Origin of the sequence: Acinetobacter sp. 16, assembly GCF_033439925.1 — a bacterium.
Classification (GTDB): domain Bacteria; phylum Pseudomonadota; class Gammaproteobacteria; order Pseudomonadales; family Moraxellaceae; genus Acinetobacter; species Acinetobacter junii.
In genome coordinates this window covers 307,301-327,768 of the sequence record NZ_CP137746.1, presented here as the reverse complement: position 1 = coordinate 327,768, position 20,468 = coordinate 307,301, and the positions used below count along the sequence as shown (strand labels likewise).

The window sequence follows — 20,468 nt, the reverse complement described above, 5'->3', positions numbered from 1 at the left end:
GGAAATGGCAACTAAACAACCTCTCGTCTTACTCGTAGACGATGAAGAAGACTTATGTCTTCTTATGCAAATGACGCTCGCACGTATGGGAATCAAAACTCATCTTGCATATCGTGTGGAGCAAGCCAAAAAATTCTTTACCGAGTTTCAGTACGATGCATGTCTAACCGATCTTAACCTTCCAGATGGAAATGGTCTTGATCTTGTCAAACATGTGACTCAAAACTATCCAAACACACCAATCGCTGTTCTTACTGCTTACGGAAATATGGACATTGCAATTGCAGCACTGAAAGCTGGGGCGTTTGACTTTGTTAGCAAACCAGTGAATCAGACACATCTTGATCAACTGATTCAAAAAGCTTTAAACCGCCCTCAACCCGAACAAGAGGCGGTAGAAACAGCCTTAGAAAACAAATTGCTGATTGGGCGTTCAGCACCTATTCAACAATTACGGATCGCTTTAAAAAAGATTGCCCGTTCACAAGCACCTGTTTTTATTACAGGTGAATCAGGAACAGGAAAAGAAGTTGTTGCGAACTTAGTTCATCGTTTAAGTAATCGCAGCGAAGGACCTTTCATTGCCATCAACTGTGGTGCTATTCCAACAGAATTAATGGAAAGCGAATTATTCGGTCATAAGAAAGGCAGCTTTACAGGTGCAACACAAGATAAACAAGGACTTATCTTATCTGCACACGGTGGCAGCCTTTTTTTAGATGAAATTGCAGAACTTCCCTTAAATATGCAAGTAAAACTTTTACGTGCAGTACAAGAGAAAAAAATTCGTCCAGTTGGATCAGATCAAGAAATTGATGTGGATTTCCGTGTGATTAGTGCCAGCCACCAAGATTTAGAACTCTTGGTTCAGCAAGGTCGCTTTAGACAAGATTTATTCTTCCGCATTCATGTGATGGATATCGTATTGCCTCCACTTCGTGAACGTGGTCAAGATATCTTAATACTGGCAAATCATTTTATTCAAAAGATTAGCCAAGAATGGGAGTTACCTGTTAAATCCCTCACCACACGTGCAGAGCAATTCCTCTTGCAGCAATATTTTCCAGGTAACGTTCGCGAACTTCGAAACATTATTGAACGAGCAATCACTCTCAGTGATGATGAAACCATTGATTTGGCTCATTTGCAAACTGCACCTCTGCGTAGCTCAATCAGTATTCCTTCAAATGCTTATGTTCAGTCAGATGAAAGTGAAATAACGCTGCAAAGTGCGAGTCCAAACCCAAGCTCTAAAAAATTACCGCCAGAAGGTTTGGAACGCTATTTAGAAAATATTGAAAAAGAAGTGTTATTGAATGCTTTAAATCTGACCCACTGGAATCGAACGCTAGCAGCAAAAAAACTTGGAATGACCTTCCGATCTTTACGCTATCGTTTGAAAAAGTTTGGTTTAGATACTGAGGATGATGAGTAATCTCTGAATAAGAAGCCCCATAAAATTTGGGGCTTTTTTTAGATTTTGCTTTTTAAAGTCAATTCTGCCACATGTTCTAGATATGCATCTTCCCTTGTTTCAGGCGACAAGGGATAGGTTTGATGAGGTTGAATCCCTTGACCTTCAATCATATGTCCTTCAGGCGTATAATAATGAGAGACCGTCATTTGTAAGGCGGCTCCGCTAGGAAGTGGAAAAAGCTTTTGCACCACGCCTTTTCCATAACTATTTTCACCAATTACCCACGCTCTTTTATGCTCTTTTAATGCAGCAGTAAATACTTCAGCAGCTGATGCCGAACGATGATTAATCAAAATTCCTACTTTTAGATTTTGAAAGTCATTTGAAGGAAGTGCTTGAAATTGTTGATCTCCCTCAGAACGACTTTTTGTCGTCACGATCAAACCTTGGTTTAAAAATAAATCGGCTGACTCAACAGCAGCGGATAACAATCCACCTGGATTATTACGTAAATCCAAAACAACAGCTTTCAAACGATTTGAACTATATTCATCAATAATTCTTTTGATTTCATTTGCAGTGTCTTGTTGAAAGACACGAATTTTTAAAACTAAAACTTGATTGTGCAGTAACTCAGGTTCGATATCCGTTTCAACTTTTTTGTTTCTGACTAAGATGATAGTACTCGTGCTATTTTCAGCTTGTATTTGTACTGTACTTCCGATGGACCCATAAAGTAAGCCGAGAACTTGATCTTGATTTAGATTTTTTAATTCTTGATTATCAATTTTTAAAATTGTCTGCCCATTTCGCAAACCCAATTTATTTGAATCAGAACCTGTTTTTAAATCTTGAATCTGCCATGCACGCATATGCGTGTCGTAATTCAAATTAAAATCAACTGATGCTAAATCACCTTCGGTATATTGAATGAGTTGGCGATATTCTTCTGCAGAAAGATAACGAGAATAACGATCTAGACCACTGACTAGACCTTGTATGGATTGTTGGAACAAAGCATCGTCAGATTTTTTATCGACGTAATTGTCCTTCACAATGCTATAGATTTGAACAAACTGTTGAATTGATTCAATCGGAACTTCGGCACTACGCGATTCAGGACTCTCATCCCACTCATGTGTATGTGAGATCGGTGCAGCAAAGGAAGAGTATCCCCCACACATCAACAAACTAGCAAATAATGCGCGATATATGTTGTTGTGTGGGGTCATTCTCTCACCTTATTGTAACGTAATTAGATTTTTACCTTGCATCTCTTGTGGAACAGGAAGATTCATTAAACTGAGCAAAGTTGGTGCTACATCTGCAAGCACGCCACCTTCAGCGATTGTTGCTTGTGTAGGTCCAACATAAATGAATGGCACCAGCTCAGTGGTATGTTGCGTATGTACCTGCCCGCTTTCATAGTCCTGCATTTGCTCTACATTACCATGATCAGCAGTAATTAACATATGACCTTTGTTTGCCATCACTGCTTCGTAGACTCGACCTAAACATGCATCCACAGTTTCTACTGCTTTCACAGCAGCATCAAACACACCAGTATGACCAACCATATCACCATTTGCATAGTTCACAACTAACAGATCAAACTCACCTGAATTGATTGCATTAACCAACTCATCAGTGACTTCAATTGCACTCATTTCAGGTTTTAAATCGTAAGTTGCGACATTCGGCGATGGAATCAAAATACGCTTCTCACCTGCATATTCATCCTCACGACCACCACTAAAGAAGAACGTAACATGTGCATATTTTTCTGTTTCAGCAATTCGTAACTGTGTCTTACCCAATCCTGATAGATATTCACCAATCGAATTCTTCAACTCTTCAGGCATATAAGCAACGGGAGCATCAATACTTGCTTGATAACGAGTCAGCATAACGAATTTTGAAAGTGCTGGAATTACTTTACGTGTAAAGCCTGTAAAATCTTTTTCAACAAAAGCACGAGTAATTTCACGCGCACGATCAGCACGGAAGTTCATAAATACAATACTGTCGCCATCTTGTACTTTAACAATGTCACCAATACGTGTTGCTTTGACAAATTCATCGTTTTCATCAGCAGCATAAGCGAGATCCAACGCTTCAACCGCATTGCTAGCAACACGAGTCGCCTCACCCTCAGTCATTAAACGATAAGCTTGTTCAACACGATCCCAGCGATTATCACGGTCCATTGCAAAATAACGACCAATCATCGAAACAATGCGACCTTGATTTGGGTATTGAGCAAATACAGCATCTAATTTTTCTAACGAAGGTTTTGCACTACGTGGTGGAGTATCACGACCATCGAGAAATGCATGTAAGTAGACCTTTCCACCACGTTTTAGTGCAAGCTCACACATCGCCACGATATGGTCTTCATGTGAGTGAACGCCACCCTCTGACAGCAAGCCCATGATATGCACAGCACCATTTGCAGCTTTGGCTTTTTCTACAGCATCAACCAACACTTCATGTTCAAAGAAAGCACCAGTACGGATATCTTTAGTAATACGAGTAAAATCTTGATACAGCACTCGACCTGCACCGAGATTCATATGCCCAACTTCAGAGTTACCCATTTGCCCATCTGGCAAACCGACATCTTCACCTGAACCAGAGATTAAACTATTCGGATGCTTCGCTTTCATGGCGGTTAGATTTGGCGTTTTTGCTGCTAAATACGCGTTATCTTCAACTGCTTCACGATGTCCTACACCATCCATGATTACTAGAACGTGAGGAATTTTGCCAGCATTTGCATCCGTCATATTGGACTCTCTGTTTGTCTATCATTTGATCGGCATAGTTTACCGAAATTTGACAAAATTCTCTATGACCTGACGGATGGCTTTGCTCAATCGATAAGATAGGGAAAGCAAATGCTGCGTTAACGTGCTCGATAGAGCAAATAACTACCGATGCCGAACATCAGCATAATTGGCAACAATACAAACCATGCAGGTGATGGTGCATAGACTAAACTTGCATAACCCAAGAAGTCTTGTAAATAGAAGAATCCTAACCCCGTAAATAATGCAATCACGAGCCTAAAGCCCATCGATTGTTGACGCAATGGACCAAAAATAAAAGAACACGCAATTAAAACCAGCGCAATCAATGCAAAAGGAGAAGATACTTTCTGCCAGAAAGCCAGTTCATAGCTCTTTGGTACTTGGCTATATTCTTCCAAATAGCGCATAAAACTAACCAACTGACTTGGAGATAAATCTTCAGGATCTAAGGTTACCATGTGCACATATTTCGGCTGCAAAGCAAGACCTAATGCCTGTTGAGCATGATCAGTTTTGATCGCATTTCCTTGAGCCAGCAAATCAACTTGATGTGAGTCCTGTAAAGTCCATTGACCATCTTTCACAAACTGACCTTTCTCAGCAGTAATAAAAGACTGAAGACGATAATTTTGATCAAAATCAATTGACTGAATATTGCGCAATTGCCCTTGAGAGTTTGCATAGTCAATATATGTAAAACGTTGACCTTCTCTCGACCAATATCCTTTTACTTCACCTAAAGTCGCAACACTACGTTGTTTTTTAATGCTTTGAGCTTTTTCATTTGTATATGGAATAACCCATTCACTTAATACAAAAGACAAAACAATTAATAACAGTGCTGAACGCATAACCCAGCCAACTATACGCCATAGGCTGATACCCACCGAGCGCATGACAATCAGTTCACTGTTCGATGCCAATGCCCCTAGACCAAGTACAGAACCTATCAACGCTGCTACAGGTAAAATTTCATACAAATATCGAGGCGCACCCCACATGACATACAAAAATGCCTGCCATGCGTTGTAATTAGGTTTAAGTGAGCCTAACTCACCTAGATACGTAAACAACACTTGTAAAAAGGAAAGCACCAATGTTGTTCCCAACATTGCGAGTACCGTGGTTTTTGTCACATGTTTGGCGACTATTCGACGTGCTAACATCATAACCCCACTCGCTGAATGCCTTTCTTAATTTTAGGCGCTAATTTCTGTTTGCGTGCAAAAATCGCTGCTGCAATTGCATAGACAAGAAGCACAACTGGATATGCCCAAATATCTAACTCTTCTTTACTAATTCGGGTCTTAATTGCAATCATCAATACAATTAAACTGGCAAAAATAAAAATCGCAGGAATGAGACGATAATAACGACCTTGTCTCGGGCTAACTTCTGATAATGCTACGGCAAGCAACAAAGCAACAAGGATGACAAACGGTCCAAATATCCGCCATCCCAACTCACTACGAACCACCGAATCATCACGTTTTTGCCATAATTTACTCATCGATAATGCTTCAACATCATCACTTTCAAATTTAATGTCTTTATCATTTTCTAAACGTAAGCGATATGACTGAAATTCTGCTTGAGTGTAGCGTGGCTGATTCGGATAAATTTCGTAACGTCGCCCCTGAACGAGGTCCACCACATTGGCTGTGTCATTAGCCATTTCCACACGTGTAGCTTCTTTTGCCAAGATCATGACATCAGGTTTGTCTTCACGTTCAGCTTTTTGATAATAGAAAATATCTTTTAAGTTTTTGCGATCTTCTGACAAAGAGCCAGCATAAATGGTGTATGGCCCAGAAGAAATAAACTCCTTCGGTCGAACCAAATCAAAACCTGCTCGCACTGCTTGAGTTTGCATCAAACTCTCGTAAGCTCTGATTCCCGACGATGATCCCCAAAACATCAGAAAAGATTGAACAAGCAAATAAACGAAGGTCATCGGTAATAATAATTTTGCCAATTGATTTCGACTGACGCCACTACCATTTAACACCGCCATTTCATGGTCAACATAAAGTCGACCAAATACCAGCATCAATCCAATAAAGAAACCGAGTGGAAGAATCAACGTCAAAAATTCGGGTAGACGATATGCAATGATACTCAGCAAAACGCCAGCATCTAAACGACCTTGTGCAGCTCGTCCAAAAATCTTGATTAACTGACCACCCATGATAATGAGCGTAAGTAATGCAGTTACAACCAAAGAAGTGGACACCACTTGTTTGACGAGATAACGCCGAATAATCAAAGTAATGCTTCCAAAAAATAGACCAATCGTGGGGTAACGCTAGTTTACCCGAATGTTAAAAATATAAAACCTATCGCATGTTGCCGATTGCAAGCTCATACCTGAACGTGTTTAATGGACTTATCTATCTTTTTTGCTCATTAGGTTTTACATAAACAATGAAATTTACACTTCATACCGCATTACCAACTCAAGCGTCTAGTGAATCCTTGTGGATTTTAGTTGATTCAGAGCAATTACAACACGGCACAAAGTCTTATAAAATCAACAACCTAGATAATCTTATTTCAGCAACACAATTTAAAGCAGTCTTTAACGAGAATTTACCGCTTATTGCTCAAATAGAAGTGCAATCTAATGCCCAACTGCTTGGTTTAGGTAAAAGTAACGAGTTAAAACCGAATAAATTAGCAAAACTCGCACAAAGCATTATCAAATCGTCACAAAATAAATTTAAAGAAATTACGATTGATCTCACTGCTTTGCCAACAGATTTACATGCCTTATTCGCACTCACTTTAAGTCAAGCAGGCTATGGTTATGACGAATTCAAATCCAAAAAAAATGAATTTGTCTTAGAAACCATTCATCTTGTTGCTGAAACAACTCTATTAGATGATGCACAACTCAACTTAGTTCATGCTGTTCAGTCTGGACAAAACTATGCACGCGACTTAGGTAATCGACCAGGAAATATTTGCTTCCCAGAATATTTAGCTGATCAAGCACTGGCTCTTGCTGCGCAATATCCAGATATGTTGCAAGTTACCATTCTTGATGAACAACAAATGGCTGACCTTGGGATGTATGCGTTCCTTGCTGTAAGCAAAGGATCTGATCGTCCAGGTCGAGTGATTACTCTTGAATACAAAGCCAATACAGATCAAGCTCCGATCGTACTTGTCGGTAAAGGTGTAACCTTTGATACAGGTGGTATTTCACTGAAGCCTGGTGCTGGTATGGATGAGATGAAATTTGATATGTGTGGTGCTGCTTCAGTACTTGGCATAATGCAGGCTCTTTGTGAAGCACAGCTACCAATTCATGTGGTAGGTGCGATTGCCGCAGCGGAAAATATGCCATCAGGTCGGGCAACTCGACCTGGTGATATTGTAACGACCATGAGTGGTCAAACTGTAGAAATTTTAAATACTGATGCAGAAGGTCGTCTGGTTCTATGTGATACGCTCACCTATATCAAACGCTTTAACCCTGCTCTTGTGATTGATATTGCAACACTTACAGGTGCATGTGTCGTTGCATTAGGTAAAGTTGTAAGTGGCTTATTTACTCCTGATGATGAATTGGCTCAAGAGCTGCTACAAGCTGGCGAACAATCACTCGATCGTGTTTGGCGCATGCCTGTGATGGAAGAATATCAGGAATTGCTAGATTCACCTTTTGCAGACATTGCGAATATCGGCGGCCCACATGGTGGGGCAATCACAGCAGCATGTTTCCTCGAACGTTTCACACGTGACTATCGCTGGGCACATCTCGATGTTGCTGGTACAGCATGGTTATCTGGAGCAGCTAAAGGAGCAACAGGTCGCCCAGTTCCATTATTGATGCAATTTTTAGCAAATCGTGCTCAAGCAAATAGCTGAATGTTGTGACATTTATTTTTGTCATAAAAATAGGGCTTGAATATAACTTTGGACGATTCAAACTTGAGAAATTTCTAGCCCTATTTGAGCATATTGATGTATTCGCTAGTGAATACATCAACTCAACCATAAAAAACAGATATGTGTAATTAGATGTCAACTCAAGCTCAAATTAGTTTTTATCTATTTGAAAATAGTACTGAGCGACAAGTTGAAAGTGCTTGTCGTTTATGCCGAAAAATTTTGAACCAACATCCTAAAGTGTGGTGGTATTGCGATAATGCAGAAATGCAGAACGAACTTGATGAGAAGCTTTGGACTTTTGATCCAACAAGTTTTATCCCCCATGGGATTCATTTAGAAAATAGTGCCGTATGTATTTCAGAAGAATTACCATCATCCAATGATTGGATTGTCTTTAATTTTAACAATCATGCACTTGAACAAACTCAAGAATTTCGACACATTATCGAAATTATTGAAAATAATGAAATTGCGAAACAAATCGGTCGAGAAAAATTTAAAATGTATCGTCGTTTAGGTATAGCACCTCGAACATTTAAATTATAAATCCGAAATTAGAGCGTCATTCGAGGAGTGTCAGGTGGCATTAAATGTAGGTCAAGACTTTAAAAAACGCTGGTTAAACACGCCTGAAGCGGTTCGCCAAACGTATCAAGAAGATTTAGCTCGCATCTGTGATTTACTCCTGCCCCAAACACCCATCCAAACTTGGGTTCATCATGATGAACAAGCACAACGAAATTCTGCACAACGAATTGAAAAAGCATATGCTGATCTCAAAGCAGAATTAATCGAACAAGCAAGAATCCGTAAACAATTGGCTTTAGAAAAGGCGCTTGAAGAAAAACGAGCTGCTGAAGCAGCATATGCAGCGCAGCTTCAAGCGGACGAAGAGCGTCAGTTCGAACAACAAACTGAACATTTAGCAGCATTACGTCATCATATTGACCAAGAAATTGCAGACCAAACTGAACGTTATCAAGTAAATCCAGAACAGCCAAGTATTGATTATGCTCAAGCCCAACACATGGTCATTAAAGATGAGCAAATACAATCTGAGCTTGAAAGTGTGCGTGTCCGACTGGAATTAGAAGCTGAAAGTATGATTGAACAAGCGGTCACAGTTTTTAGAGCAAAATTACATGCGATTGCGCAAGACGAAATAGAATACATTCTCAAAAATAGTCAATTTTCAGATGAAGAATAATAAAAAGCCCAGTTCAAACTGGGCTTTTTTGAATCATTTCAAGAAACCATTTTCGGCCAAAAATGCCATACTGATATTTGATTCAGTTTTCTGCTCAGCTGCCTTATCACCGAGTAGTAATCTTTCGATATAACGAGCCAATACATCAACTTCAAGATTGACTTTGCTTCCAACTTGCCAAGTTCCAATATTGGTACGTTCAGCCGTATGCGGGATCAAATTCAAACTCAAAATATTGCCGCGTAAATGGTTAATGGTCAGACTGATCCCATCAACTGTCACAGAACCCTTTTCTGCCAAATATTTGGCTAATTCAACAGGTGCAGTCACTTCAAAATACAATGAACGAGCATCATGGCGGACTAAAGTAATTTCACCCAAGCCATCAACATGACCACTGACAATATGCCCACCAAAACGAGTCGTTGGCAGCATTGCCTTTTCGACATTCACCGCTTGACCAACTTTCCACTGCCCCAATGTCGTACGATTCAAACTTTCACGGGAAACATCAGCCGCATACCAATTATCGCCCCATTCGACCACCGTCAAACAGATACCATTGGTTGCAATCGAATCCCCCAAATGCACATCCGACATATCCAGATCAGTTTGAATACGTAAACGAACATCGCCGCCCACACTTTGTAAGCTCTCAACCTTACCTAAACTTTCAATAATGCCTGTAAACATGGGAGTTTCAACCTATCTTTATGCAATACGCGCCATAGTCAATGAGATACCTTAAAGCAAAGAACTTGAGATAACAAGCCACTCAGAGTTCAAATCGTCAGAGATAAAAAAGGTAGTCATTTGACTACCTTTGAACAATTCAATGAGGTTTATTGAAACTCAGAAATTTGTGAGTTCATCTTTTCTTTGACTTCGACTTGCTGATGTTTTAGGAATTGGCTAAAGAAAAATTTATAGCCCAATACACCTAAACACGCACCTAAAATTGGTGCAAAAATAGGAACAATGAAATATGGAATATCACGACCACCAGTAAAAGCGATAGGTCCCCAGCCCATAAAGTAAGCAACCAATTTAGGACCGAAATCACGTGCAGGATTCATTGCAAACCCTGTTAATGGGCCAAAAGAAGCACCGATTACAGCGACAAGCAATCCGACCAAAATAGGTGCTAAAGCTCCACGTGGTAAACCATTGGTATCATCGCCAATGGCCATAATTAACCAAAGTAAAAGCATAGTGATAAACATTTCCACCATGAATGCTTGACCAATCGACAACAACGGATGTGGATAGGTTGAGAAAATCCCAGCTAACTCTAAACTTTCTACGCTGCCGCGGAGCATATGATGAGTCTGCTCATAGTCCAGAAATAAGTTACTGTATAAAGCATATACAAGGAATGCACCCAAGGCTGCACCAGCGACTTGTGAAATGATATAAAAAGGGACTTTACGTTTATCAAACCCAGCAAATAAAGCTAAAGCGATTGTAACCGCAGGATTGAGATGAGCACCTGAAATACCCGCTGATAAATAAACAGCTAGAGCAACTGCTAAACCCCAAACGATACTAATTTCCCATAAACCTAAGTTTGCTCCTGCAAGCTTAAGTGCAGCCACAACACCAATACCAAATGATAGAAATATTGCAGTAGCAAAAAACTCTGCGACACATTGACCCCATAAAGTAGGTTCCGAGTGACTCATAACAACCTCACTTGGTCATAGCCACTGATCAGCATGACCTTAAATCAAGCTCGGCAAAATATATTCATTTTCGAAAATGATCAATATTTTTAAGGTTATTTTTAGACCAAAAAGTAAAATATTTTTCAAACAACAAAATCAACAAGTTCAAATGAAAATAATATAAGCTTCTGTTTTTGATTATTATTTATAAAATTAACAATTAAATATGAATTTATAAAAGTGCTCTATAACTCACATACAAAACAATAACTTAATCTAAATATTAGCTCTAATGATTAAAAAAGATAAAAAATATAAAAGCCCAGACACCATTTTATAAAAAATGATGTCTGCATGAACCTACCATAGTGCAAGTTGCGTGCTGTTGCCTGTTGTATCGACCCCGCCTAGCTCAGCAAAATGATAAAGCTGCCCTAATAGTTGTCTTAATGGAGGACCAGACTTAGCATGAGTATCTGTAATGACAATAAATTCAAGTACACGCGCACGTTCAGATTGGCGCTGTTTACTAACTCGATAGCGAGGAACATCTTGCGTCAGTAGTGTTACTTTGCCGCGTTTTAAATTCGCTGTAAGTAAATCTTTAGGCTCGATATTTCCATCAGTTGAATAGCTCGTCAAAATATAACGTGCATTAATCGTTTCAAGTAACTTCTCATAAGCATCTTTGGCATGCTTCGAAGAGTTATAAGGGCTAGGACGCTCTTTACGCCATGCTCGATCAATACCACTCTTGAAGCCCTTTGTATCAGGTGATGGCAAATCGACTTGATCCCACAAAGTCAAAGCATTTAAAACATGATAATTACTGCTGTAAGCATGTTGGTTGTAAGGAGGATCAAGATAAGCAACATCAACCTCAAAACCACTCATTTGATTTGCTAAATGCTGAGCATCTACACACCACATTTCAGCAGCAGGTCGTTTGCTATCACCAATTTCACAAAAGCGACTTGGGGTAAGCCACAATAAAGATTCAATACGTTCTAGTGCAGTTTGAGTTCTCCCACCCCACCCTTGATGGAAACTCTTGAATACACCACTGGTATTACTCACAAAACTGGCTGAATAAAGTAATGGCGCCAACAAAGCACTCATCTCGACATCATTGATTGCACCTTGAGCTTGCCATGTCGCAATCTGTTGTCGAATTGCATCTATACGCATGCCATTGCGGCGTTTAAAGAACAATCGATCACGGGAAGGATCGTAAATATCATCATTGCGCGGGCATAAATTATGGGTCACCCAGCCTTTGACTTCAGGGAGCCTGTTTAAGTAATCAATCGCCTTTTGATAACCACCCAACTCTTTGAAAGCTGGTGCATCCACACAAGCTAAAATGGCATGATTGAGTGCATGACTATAGGGCTCCCAATCATTAGCAATCACACGATACCCATTTTGGCGGGCTAAACGAGAAACAACACCACTCCCTGCAAAAAAATCCGCAAAAATCGGTGGATTCTTCTTTTTACTATTCAGAGTGCCCGTAATCTCAAGCGCTTCTAAAATCAAATGTAGAAGTCGACGCTTATTCCCGAGATATGGAACTAACTGATGAAAAAGATACTCGTCAGTGGTACGTGCTGCATGACGACGTTTGTGATAAACCGATGGTTCTGGATTCATATCATCTCTTGGATAGGGAGCAATCTCAGGCGAATATCTTGCCCAAGTTGGGTTACATCGACCAACTCAAAACGAAGTTGCTCTGCCATTTTGCTAAACTTAGCGTTGAACATTGGACGGGCAGATTGACCAAGTAAAGTAGGTGCAACATAACTAATCATTTCATCAACCAAACCTTGTTCTAAAAAGGCGGTTGATAAGGTTGCACCCGCCTCTACCAACACATCATAAATTTGATATTGCTGAGTGAGGGTTTGCAATAATTGATTCAATGGTTGCGGCACTAATTGTATCACGCCTAAATCGGCAAGTTCTTGACGAAATAGTGTCATCACCATGACGGTTTCAGGATTTTGTAAAATCTTGGCACTCAGGGGTAACTGTCCCTGACGATCTAAAATAATTCGTTTAGGTTGTACAACCGAGCTGAGATCAATCCCGTCTAAGGAACGGACATTGAGTTCACAATCATCTGCCAGAACGGTCTGAATACCTGTAATCACAGCAGCGGAGATGGCTCGCCAATGTTGTACATCTTGACGTGCTGCTGTTCCAGTAATCCATTTCGACTCACCTGATGCCATCGCAGTCCGCCCATCTAAGCTAGATGCAATTTTCAAACGTACATAAGGTAAACCTGTCGACATCGCTTTTAAGAAGCCAAAATTTAAAGTTTTGGCTTCTTCATCACAAATCCCAGTTTCCACTTCTATGCCTGCATCTTGCAAGATTTTGACACCTTTACCAGCAACCAGAGGATTTGGATCAGAACAAGCAACGACAACCTTTTTGACTTGAGCTTTTACTAAGGCTTCAGCGCAAGGTGGTGTCCGACCAAAATGGGCACACGGCTCTAAAGTCACATATGCCGTGGCATCTTTGGCATTTTCTCCAGCTTGTCGAAGTGCAAATACTTCTGCGTGTGGCTGACCTGCTTTGGGATGAAAACCCTCACCTATGATTTTTCCATCTTTAACAATAACGCAACCCACATTTGGATTTGGTTTAGTCGAATACTGACCACGTCGTGCTAAATCAATAGCCTGTTGCATCCAGTACTGATTTTCAGAAAGATGGTCTTGGATTAAATCGGACATGATTTCCCTAACTTAAGCTTCGTTTTCACGTTGTTGCATTTGCTCGATTTGACGACGAAATGCCTCTACATCTTGGAAATCTTGGTATACAGAAGCGAAACGAACATACGCCACATGATCCAATGCAAACAAAGCCTGCATGACAATTTCACCAATGGTTCTAGATTTGACATCACGTTCACCGAGACGGCGAATTTGGGATTGAATGTCGCTCAGCACTGTCTCAATTTGCTCTTGGGTCACAGGTCGCTTCTGCAAAGCGTGCATCAGAGAGCGGCGGAGTTTTGCTTCATCAAAAGGCTCACTTTTCGCATCTGATTTAATAACCCGCGGCATTACCATTTCATAACTTTCGAAAGTTGTAAAACGCTCACCACACACCACGCATTCACGACGGCGACGAATCTGACTACCCTCGGCAGCCAAACGGGAATCGATAACTTTACTATCAGCGGCGTTACAAAATGGACAATGCATAGTTGTGCAATTAGTTATTCACATCAACCAAGTGTATCAAAGTTTCAGCTATTGCTAAACAGAGAGCCACAATAGCCCATCAGTACAACCAAAAGTATATAAATGCTTCTTCATTGACATAAAAAAACAGCCCTTACGGGCTGCTTTTTTATCGATATTCGAAAGATCAATTATTCGATACGTTCGCCATGTTGGCTAAGGTCAAGACCCATACGCTCATCATCAGCGCTTACACGTATACCAATCACAAGATCGATCACTTTAAGGATAATGAAAGTCACAACACCACTATATACGATTGTTGCTAATACACCTTCAATTTGAACCCAAAGTTGGCCAGCGAATGTCGGAGCTAGTACAACACCAGCAGCTTTAATGATTTCATCACTATAGAAGACACCTGTCAGTACTGCACCTACGATACCACCAACAGCGTGTAAACCGAATGCATCCAAAGCATCATCAGCTTTAAGTAAGCGTTTCAGTGCTGTAATACCCCAGAAACATACTACGCCACCGATCAGACCCATGATCAATGCACCACCTACACCAACGAAACCAGCAGCAGGAGTGATTACAACAAGACCAGCCACCGCACCAGATGCACCACCAAGAACAGAAGCTTTACCACGGATTAGACGTTCTACAAGTAACCAAGAGAATGCAGCAGCGGCAGCAGCAACTTGAGTTACCAAGATTGCCATACTTGCACGAGCACCCGCACCTAATGCGCTACCACCATTGAAACCGAACCAACCTACCCAAATCAAGCTCGCGCCGATTACAGTTAAAGTAAGGTTATGTGGTGCCATAGATTCACGACCAAGACCTGTACGTTTACCTAACATGTATGCAGCAACTAGACCAGCAACACCCGCGTTGATATGTACAACAGTACCACCAGCAAAGTCTAAAGCACCTGCTTTGAATAACCAGCCGTCTGCAGCCCAAACCCAGTGAGTAATTGGAGCGTAAACAAGGATGACCCAGATTGCGATGAATGCCATGAACGCAGAATACTTCATGCGATCAGCAATAGAACCACTGATAATTGCCACAGTGATGATCGCAAAGGTCATTTGGAAAATTACAAATAAGCTTTCAGGAATCGTCCCGCTCAGCGCATCAAAAGCAACGCCATTTAACATCGCCTTCGCCAAGTCACCAACATAGGCACCTGAACCAGAGAATGCGAGAGAATAACCAACAATCACCCAAATCAAGCTCACAAGAATTGCAGCTGAAAGGCTGAACATCATGGTACTGAGTACGTTTTTCTTACGAACCATACCACCATAAAACAGCGCTAAACCTGGAATAGTCATTAACAGAACAAGTGCTGTTGAAACAAGGATCCAAGCGGTATCACCTGTATCTGCTGTTGGTGTCTCTTCAGGTGCTGGAGCAGCCTCTGCAGGAGCGGTAGTTTCAGCAACAACAGTCGTTACTGTTTCAGCGACAGTATCAGATGCTGCTACAGTTTGTTCTGTTGCTGGTGTTGAAGCAGCTTCTTCTGCCCAAACAACAGCCGAACCACCTAAGAGTGCGCCAGATAGACTGAGCGCCATAAGCATTTTTTTCATTCGTGTCCCCCAACCTTATTTTGTGAGCTATTTCTCTTATTTCTAACTCAGCAAACTTTATGCCAATTTAGACAGCATCTGGCCCTGTTTCACCAGTACGAATACGGATGACTTGTTCTAAATTCGTAACAAAGATTTTTCCGTCACCAATTTTTCCAGTGCTTGCGACACGAGTGATTGATTCGATTACGGCATCAACCATTTCATCGCTAATCGCAATTTCAATCTTCACTTTTGGTAAAAAATCAACCACATACTCTGCACCACGGTACAATTCTGTGTGACCTTTTTGACGCCCGAAACCTTTGACTTCAGTTACGGTAATCCCTTGAACACCAATATCAGAGAGCGCTTCACGCACGTCGTCTAATTTGAATGGTTTTACAATTGCAGTTACAAGCTTCATGTTTGTTTTCCTTCGGCTTATTTTCACCAGTAAGGTTTTATGTTCAATTTTCGTGCCAATATTTAAAGGTTGGGGATTTTTAAATATCAGGCACAAGCTTTCTTTATAACCTATTTAGCCTTGAAGATGTAGATATTCAATCGAAAATAAGTTTCATTTGCCAACGTTTAGCTAAAACAAGTCTCCAGTCATCCAACGTTCAACAACAAGTCTAGAGGATTCAGACAAGCAGTGTTACACTGAGCAGCAAATATACATAACTCATTGAGCTCATTATGATTGAAACTCTTTTACAAGCGATTTTGCAGCAAATTGATCAACCTAAAAAAGATTTAGAAAAGAACCTCCGCGCATTATTAAATGAAAGCATCGAGAAGCTCGATCTTGTTTCCAAACAAGAACTAGATCGTCAAAGAACTGCCCTCAATTTAGCCAACCAACGTCTTACTGAGTTACAACAACAGATGAAAGCTCTTGAAGAAATGGTGCAGAACAAAAAATAAGCACCTTTTCAGTGCAACTTGCACATTTAAATGATTAAAAATAAAGCACCACAATGGAACAATAATAAAATGTCTTTTGCAAAAATTTATACAAGGGGATTATTGGGGCTACATGCCCCTCAAATCGAGGTCGAAGTTCATATTAGTTCTGGCCTACCCTCTTTAACTATCGTGGGTTTACCTGAGGCAGCAGTTCGAGAAAGTAAAGATCGCGTTCGATCCGCAATAATTAATAGTGGTTTTCTTTTCCCAACCAAACGTTTAACCATCAATTTAGCACCTGCAGACTTGCCCAAAGATGGGTCACGACTTGACCTGCCAATTGCATTGGGGATTTTAATCGCATCAGGTCAGCTTCCTGAAAATTGTACCGAAGGATTTGAATTTATTGGTGAACTTGCTTTGGATGGTCATTTACGTCCAACTTCAGGGGCATTAACTATTGCTATGGCTTGTCAGCAAGCTAAGCATCATTTAGTTCTTCCTGAATCAAATGTGGACGAGGCAAATCAACTAGAAGACTTTCAAGTTTATCCTGCCAAACATTTACAAGATGTATGTGCACATTTTTCGGGCAGTAGCCAAATAAAAGCCGCACCACAACGATCTATTTCATCATTATCACAATATCAATACGATCTTGCCGATGTTAAAGGTCAACTTCGTCCTCGCCGAGCATTAGAAATTGCGGCTGCAGGAGGTCATTCATTACTCTTTAAGGGACCACCTGGCACTGGAAAAACATTACTTGCATCTCGACTGCCTTCAATTTTACCCCCTTTGAATGCTCAAGAAAATTTAGAGGTTGCTAGTATCTATTCCGTAGCAAATGCTCAACATCATTTCGGTCAGCGTCCTTTTCGTGCACCTCACCATACAGCATCTGCGATCGCTTTGGTTGGTGGAGGCTCTCAACCAAAACCTGGAGAAATTACGCTTGCTCATCGCGGCGTTTTGTTTTTAGATGAATTACCTGAATTCGACCGCAAAGTGCTTGAAGTTCTGCGCCAACCTTTAGAGTCTAAAGAAATCGTAATTTCTCGCGCGGCGAGACAAATGACCTTCCCTGCAAATTTTCAGTTTATCGCTGCAATGAATCCATGCCCTTGTGGATATGCATTTAATCAAGATAGTCGTTGTCAGTGTTCTCCTGAAAATATTCAGCGTTATCAAAATCGAATTTCAGGTCCACTTTTGGATCGAATTGATCTGCATATCGATGTTCCACCCTTGCAAGCTCAAGAGCTACAAGACCAAAAACCCTCAGAAAACTCTGAAACTGTTCGTCAACGAGTGATAAAAGCATATCAGCAACAAATCAAAAGACAGCAATGCTTAAACCAAGCGCTTTCACCTCAACTTTTGGATCAACATGCTCGTTTAGACGAGGGATCTGCAAAAATTATTGAAATAGCACAACAAAGATTAAATCTTTCTGCCCGTGCTTATCATCGGGTACTTCGCGTTGCAAGAACGATTGCTGACTTAGCTGAGAGTGAGATGATTTCTAGCTCACATTTAACAGAAGCCTTGTCTTATCGAGGTAGCAATAGCTAAAAAGCGACCTAATGGCACTGCTGTCCCACAAATATCACAAGAAGAACCTCAATTGAGGTTCTTCTTGTTTTCGCCATTTTTTATCAGGCACAAAGAGTGACCTTAAAAGTTTCCTTTCAAATAAATTGACCTGAATAATTCTCAGTAAACGCTGAACACTCCATCCTTCTTGTGCCATGTGTTTAGCGAAGTTCACCAGCAAATAGGCAATTAATGCAATCCATATTTGCGTTTGTATCGCATTGCGGCTTCGACCTAGAAATGACTTCAGTTTTAAATTCTGCTTGATGGCTTTAAAGAATAACTCAATCTTCCAGCGGTCTTTATAAATTGCAGCAATGGTGGATGCTGCCAGATGAAAGTTGTTGCTCAGAAATTCGAATGTTCTTTTCTTATCTGTATCATAAAACTCTATACGTCTTAATAATTCAGGTGCGCCTCTTTTCTTGGCATGCGCACTGCTCAATTCAATACATTCATCCGCAATAATCCCTTTAGTCTCTAATACGCTGCGGCTTGATTTAACTTGATAAACTGTCTTTGGGCGTAGCCGGGTTACAAAGCTGACGTTCTGAAGTGTCAACTGAGCAAACCATTGATAATCAACATATCCTTTATCAAAGACGATAATGCTGCCAGCAGGAAATTTAAATGCTCTGCCTTGCACCATATCATTTTCAATACCATCCCCAAGCGCTACAAATTCAGGAATGGTATTGCTGTGATTTAAGCCAACACTGAGTTTAATACTGGCTTTGGATTCATGTACTTTTGCCCATGCGCACAATGACAGTGAAAGATCAATATGACTGGCATCTAGTGAATACAGTGGATTTTTGAATCTAAATTTATGTGCAGTTTTAGAGTTTTCACAGCGCTGAAGCAGCTGTGTGAACAATTGCTGATACAGGCTGGCGGGCTGTTCTTCGTTGAGTCTTGCTAAGGTGCTTCGCGCAATTCTCTTCGCGCCAAGATGATAGAGCTTTTCCTGCTGGGATTCGAGATTGGATTGAATGTCTCTTAAGCTTTGCCGACAAGAAAGTTGGGACATCAATATGGCAACAAACTGATCCCAGCGGGTGGCTGATCTTAATTTTTGCCCAGAGTGGTGCAGTTTAGCCAGACGTTCAAAATCTTGTCTTAGAATGGGTTTGAGTAATTGATGAAATACGGTATTCTGATGTGACAAAACCTGAGTCCTTTATAGTTAAAGTGTTTGTTTGCACTCATATTTTAACTATTTAGACTCAGGTTTTTTTATTTAAAGCAAACTATGGGACAGTAGTGACCTAATGGTCGCTTTTTTCTCAAATCAGTTAGAACGCATAACCTAAAGCTAAAACAACTTTGTTTTTCTGTTTAGTTTCATCACGTGTATAACCGCCAAAAATGTAATCTAGACTCCACGTTGCGCCAGTTTCACCCAAAGGATGCGATAAACCTAGTGTAGCGTGTCGGAATGCAAAATCTGTTTTGGTGACATCACCTGGTTTTGCTTGATAAGCCAAGTACTCATCATCATCACCATAATAATAAGCTGCAACTTGTGCTTTACCTGTGAATCCGCCAGCTAATTTAGGTGCATAAGTTGCCAAGAAATAGGTATCACCTTTATTACCGAAAGTCACATTATTTAATAATGTCTGAGCAGTGATATTAAAGTCTTTGTAGCTCAGTCCGACAATTGTTTCATAACCCGTTGATTCCCAGCCTGGATAGTAATAATAAACAGTCCCACCAATTTGATAGCCCAAATCTTTTGTGATTTTTCCTTTGTATCCTGCATACAAATCATTTTCAAATGACTTCTTCTCTTCTTTTACATAAGTCGGTGAGGTATTAAAATCTGCATATGCAGCTGTCAATGTTGAAAACCAATAACCCAAATAAAAACCACTATCATGTGCATAATCAAGTCCACCTTGCACCGCAGGTGTATCACTTTCAGGTGAGTTGGTCATACCACGCAAGTTATAACTAGACACAACATTGATATTGCCTGTGATCGTACCTGGAAATGGAAGTTTTTTTTCTTCTGCCATAGTGAGTGTCGAAGCGAATGTAGCGACCCCTAAAGCAACAGCTTGAACTGCAAACTTCATCATATTGATTGCCCCTTTTTATTTACATTTGAATGATTTAGGTCTTAAAGTGAATCAATAGATATTTTGCAAATGCCATGCCATTATTGATAACA

At 40.5% G+C, this 20,468-nt stretch carries 19 protein-coding genes; 6 read left to right on the top strand and 13 right to left on the bottom strand.

Annotated elements, in window-relative coordinates:
• Nucleotides 1-4: 4 nt before the first annotated feature.
• Nucleotides 5-1,435 carry a sigma-54-dependent transcriptional regulator gene (locus R2H34_RS01515; protein WP_004917021.1) on the top strand — a complete coding sequence of 477 codons (1,431 nt, stop codon included), beginning with the start codon at nt 5-7 and terminating at the stop codon, nt 1,433-1,435.
• A gap of 38 nt (nt 1,436-1,473) precedes the next feature.
• Here R2H34_RS01515 and R2H34_RS01510 read toward each other — a convergent pair whose 3' ends face one another.
• The 4 genes from R2H34_RS01510 to lptF form a co-directional block, all read right to left on the bottom strand.
• Nucleotides 1,474-2,649: a S41 family peptidase gene (locus tag R2H34_RS01510; protein WP_005403527.1), complete on the bottom strand. Its 1,176-nt coding sequence runs from the start codon at nt 2,647-2,649 to the stop codon at nt 1,474-1,476.
• 9 nt (nt 2,650-2,658) lie between these two features.
• A complete protein-coding gene (gene gpmI / locus R2H34_RS01505) occupies nt 2,659-4,203 on the bottom strand; it encodes a 2,3-bisphosphoglycerate-independent phosphoglycerate mutase (protein ID WP_005403526.1) in 1,545 nt (514 codons plus the stop codon).
• A gap of 119 nt (nt 4,204-4,322) precedes the next feature.
• Nucleotides 4,323-5,393 carry an LPS export ABC transporter permease LptG gene (gene lptG, locus R2H34_RS01500; protein ID WP_005403525.1) on the bottom strand — a complete coding sequence of 357 codons (1,071 nt, stop codon included), beginning with the start codon at nt 5,391-5,393 and terminating at the stop codon, nt 4,323-4,325.
• Nucleotides 5,393-6,493: an LPS export ABC transporter permease LptF gene (lptF, locus tag R2H34_RS01495; RefSeq protein WP_004917030.1), complete on the bottom strand. Its 1,101-nt coding sequence runs from the start codon at nt 6,491-6,493 to the stop codon at nt 5,393-5,395. Before lptF ends, lptG begins: the two co-directional genes overlap by 1 nt.
• 158 nt (nt 6,494-6,651) lie before the next feature.
• Between lptF and R2H34_RS01490 the strand changes: the two genes are divergently transcribed.
• From R2H34_RS01490 to R2H34_RS01480, 3 genes are all read left to right on the top strand, one after another.
• The gene (locus tag R2H34_RS01490; protein ID WP_004958489.1) at nt 6,652-8,100 is read left to right on the top strand and encodes a leucyl aminopeptidase; all 1,449 of its coding nucleotides are present in this window, start codon (nt 6,652-6,654) and stop codon (nt 8,098-8,100) included.
• 153 nt (nt 8,101-8,253) lie between these two features.
• Nucleotides 8,254-8,670: a DNA polymerase III subunit chi gene (locus R2H34_RS01485; RefSeq protein ID WP_004917037.1), complete on the top strand. Its 417-nt coding sequence runs from the start codon at nt 8,254-8,256 to the stop codon at nt 8,668-8,670.
• 34 nt (nt 8,671-8,704) lie between these two features.
• Nucleotides 8,705-9,331 carry a hypothetical protein gene (locus tag R2H34_RS01480; protein WP_004917039.1) on the top strand — a complete coding sequence of 209 codons (627 nt, stop codon included), beginning with the start codon at nt 8,705-8,707 and terminating at the stop codon, nt 9,329-9,331.
• A gap of 33 nt (nt 9,332-9,364) precedes the next feature.
• Here R2H34_RS01480 and R2H34_RS01475 read toward each other — a convergent pair whose 3' ends face one another.
• From R2H34_RS01475 to glnK, 7 genes are all read right to left on the bottom strand, one after another.
• A complete protein-coding gene (locus tag R2H34_RS01475; RefSeq protein WP_004958486.1) occupies nt 9,365-10,024 on the bottom strand; it encodes a riboflavin synthase in 660 nt (219 codons plus the stop codon).
• Nucleotides 10,025-10,173: 149 nt separating this feature from the next.
• Nucleotides 10,174-11,013, bottom strand: a complete 840-nt coding sequence (locus R2H34_RS01470; RefSeq protein WP_004958482.1) for an MIP/aquaporin family protein — start codon at nt 11,011-11,013, stop codon at nt 10,174-10,176.
• A 342-nt stretch (nt 11,014-11,355) separates the two neighbouring features.
• Nucleotides 11,356-12,648: a DNA adenine methylase gene (locus R2H34_RS01465; protein ID WP_004917048.1), complete on the bottom strand. Its 1,293-nt coding sequence runs from the start codon at nt 12,646-12,648 to the stop codon at nt 11,356-11,358.
• Nucleotides 12,645-13,745 (bottom strand): bifunctional diaminohydroxyphosphoribosylaminopyrimidine deaminase/5-amino-6-(5-phosphoribosylamino)uracil reductase RibD, encoded by a 1,101-nt coding sequence (gene ribD / locus R2H34_RS01460; protein ID WP_075695869.1) that lies wholly within the window; start codon nt 13,743-13,745, stop codon nt 12,645-12,647. The genes R2H34_RS01465 and ribD overlap by 4 nt, the downstream gene beginning before the upstream one ends.
• Before the next feature lie 12 nt (nt 13,746-13,757).
• Nucleotides 13,758-14,222 (bottom strand): transcriptional regulator NrdR, encoded by a 465-nt coding sequence (nrdR, locus tag R2H34_RS01455; protein ID WP_004957298.1) that lies wholly within the window; start codon nt 14,220-14,222, stop codon nt 13,758-13,760.
• 170 nt (nt 14,223-14,392) lie between these two features.
• Nucleotides 14,393-15,805 (bottom strand): ammonium transporter, encoded by a 1,413-nt coding sequence (locus R2H34_RS01450; protein ID WP_075695870.1) that lies wholly within the window; start codon nt 15,803-15,805, stop codon nt 14,393-14,395.
• A 67-nt stretch (nt 15,806-15,872) separates the two neighbouring features.
• On the bottom strand, nt 15,873-16,211 hold the full coding sequence (gene glnK, locus R2H34_RS01445) for a P-II family nitrogen regulator (protein ID WP_000780326.1): 339 nt from the start codon (nt 16,209-16,211) through the stop codon (nt 15,873-15,875).
• A 275-nt stretch (nt 16,212-16,486) separates the two neighbouring features.
• Between glnK and R2H34_RS01440 the strand changes: the two genes are divergently transcribed.
• Both R2H34_RS01440 and R2H34_RS01435 read left to right on the top strand, forming a co-directional pair.
• Nucleotides 16,487-16,714 (top strand): accessory factor UbiK family protein, encoded by a 228-nt coding sequence (locus tag R2H34_RS01440; RefSeq protein ID WP_004917059.1) that lies wholly within the window; start codon nt 16,487-16,489, stop codon nt 16,712-16,714.
• 69 nt (nt 16,715-16,783) lie between these two features.
• Nucleotides 16,784-18,271: a YifB family Mg chelatase-like AAA ATPase gene (locus tag R2H34_RS01435; protein WP_087540412.1), complete on the top strand. Its 1,488-nt coding sequence runs from the start codon at nt 16,784-16,786 to the stop codon at nt 18,269-18,271.
• 34 nt (nt 18,272-18,305) lie between these two features.
• Here the strand turns inward: R2H34_RS01435 and R2H34_RS01430 are convergent, their stop codons facing one another.
• Both R2H34_RS01430 and R2H34_RS01425 read right to left on the bottom strand, forming a co-directional pair.
• On the bottom strand, nt 18,306-19,460 hold the full coding sequence (locus tag R2H34_RS01430; RefSeq protein ID WP_005003123.1) for an IS4 family transposase: 1,155 nt from the start codon (nt 19,458-19,460) through the stop codon (nt 18,306-18,308).
• A 127-nt stretch (nt 19,461-19,587) separates the two neighbouring features.
• A complete protein-coding gene (locus R2H34_RS01425; protein ID WP_075695871.1) occupies nt 19,588-20,376 on the bottom strand; it encodes a TorF family putative porin in 789 nt (262 codons plus the stop codon).
• Nucleotides 20,377-20,468: the final 92 nt, after the last annotated feature.

Excerpts from the sequence above, each read along its gene's own strand:
- R2H34_RS01515 (WP_004917021.1), top strand. The coding sequence starts at position 5 with ATGGCAACTAAACAACCTCTCGTCTTACTCGTAGACGATGAAGAAGAC.
- R2H34_RS01510 (WP_005403527.1), bottom strand. The coding sequence starts at position 2,649 with ATGACCCCACACAACAACATATATCGCGCATTATTTGCTAGTTTGTTG.
- gpmI (WP_005403526.1), bottom strand. The coding sequence starts at position 4,203 with ATGACGGATGCAAATGCTGGCAAAATTCCTCACGTTCTAGTAATCATG.
- lptG (WP_005403525.1), bottom strand. The coding sequence starts at position 5,393 with ATGTTAGCACGTCGAATAGTCGCCAAACATGTGACAAAAACCACGGTA.
- R2H34_RS01490 (WP_004958489.1), top strand. The coding sequence starts at position 6,652 with ATGAAATTTACACTTCATACCGCATTACCAACTCAAGCGTCTAGTGAA.
- R2H34_RS01485 (WP_004917037.1), top strand. The coding sequence starts at position 8,254 with ATGTCAACTCAAGCTCAAATTAGTTTTTATCTATTTGAAAATAGTACT.
- R2H34_RS01475 (WP_004958486.1), bottom strand. The coding sequence starts at position 10,024 with ATGTTTACAGGCATTATTGAAAGTTTAGGTAAGGTTGAGAGCTTACAA.
- R2H34_RS01470 (WP_004958482.1), bottom strand. The coding sequence starts at position 11,013 with ATGAGTCACTCGGAACCTACTTTATGGGGTCAATGTGTCGCAGAGTTT.
- R2H34_RS01465 (WP_004917048.1), bottom strand. The coding sequence starts at position 12,648 with ATGAATCCAGAACCATCGGTTTATCACAAACGTCGTCATGCAGCACGT.
- ribD (WP_075695869.1), bottom strand. The coding sequence starts at position 13,745 with ATGTCCGATTTAATCCAAGACCATCTTTCTGAAAATCAGTACTGGATG.
- nrdR (WP_004957298.1), bottom strand. The coding sequence starts at position 14,222 with ATGCATTGTCCATTTTGTAACGCCGCTGATAGTAAAGTTATCGATTCC.
- R2H34_RS01450 (WP_075695870.1), bottom strand. The coding sequence starts at position 15,805 with ATGAAAAAAATGCTTATGGCGCTCAGTCTATCTGGCGCACTCTTAGGT.
- glnK (WP_000780326.1), bottom strand. The coding sequence starts at position 16,211 with ATGAAGCTTGTAACTGCAATTGTAAAACCATTCAAATTAGACGACGTG.
- R2H34_RS01440 (WP_004917059.1), top strand. The coding sequence starts at position 16,487 with ATGATTGAAACTCTTTTACAAGCGATTTTGCAGCAAATTGATCAACCT.
- R2H34_RS01435 (WP_087540412.1), top strand. The coding sequence starts at position 16,784 with ATGTCTTTTGCAAAAATTTATACAAGGGGATTATTGGGGCTACATGCC.
- R2H34_RS01425 (WP_075695871.1), bottom strand. The coding sequence starts at position 20,376 with ATGATGAAGTTTGCAGTTCAAGCTGTTGCTTTAGGGGTCGCTACATTC.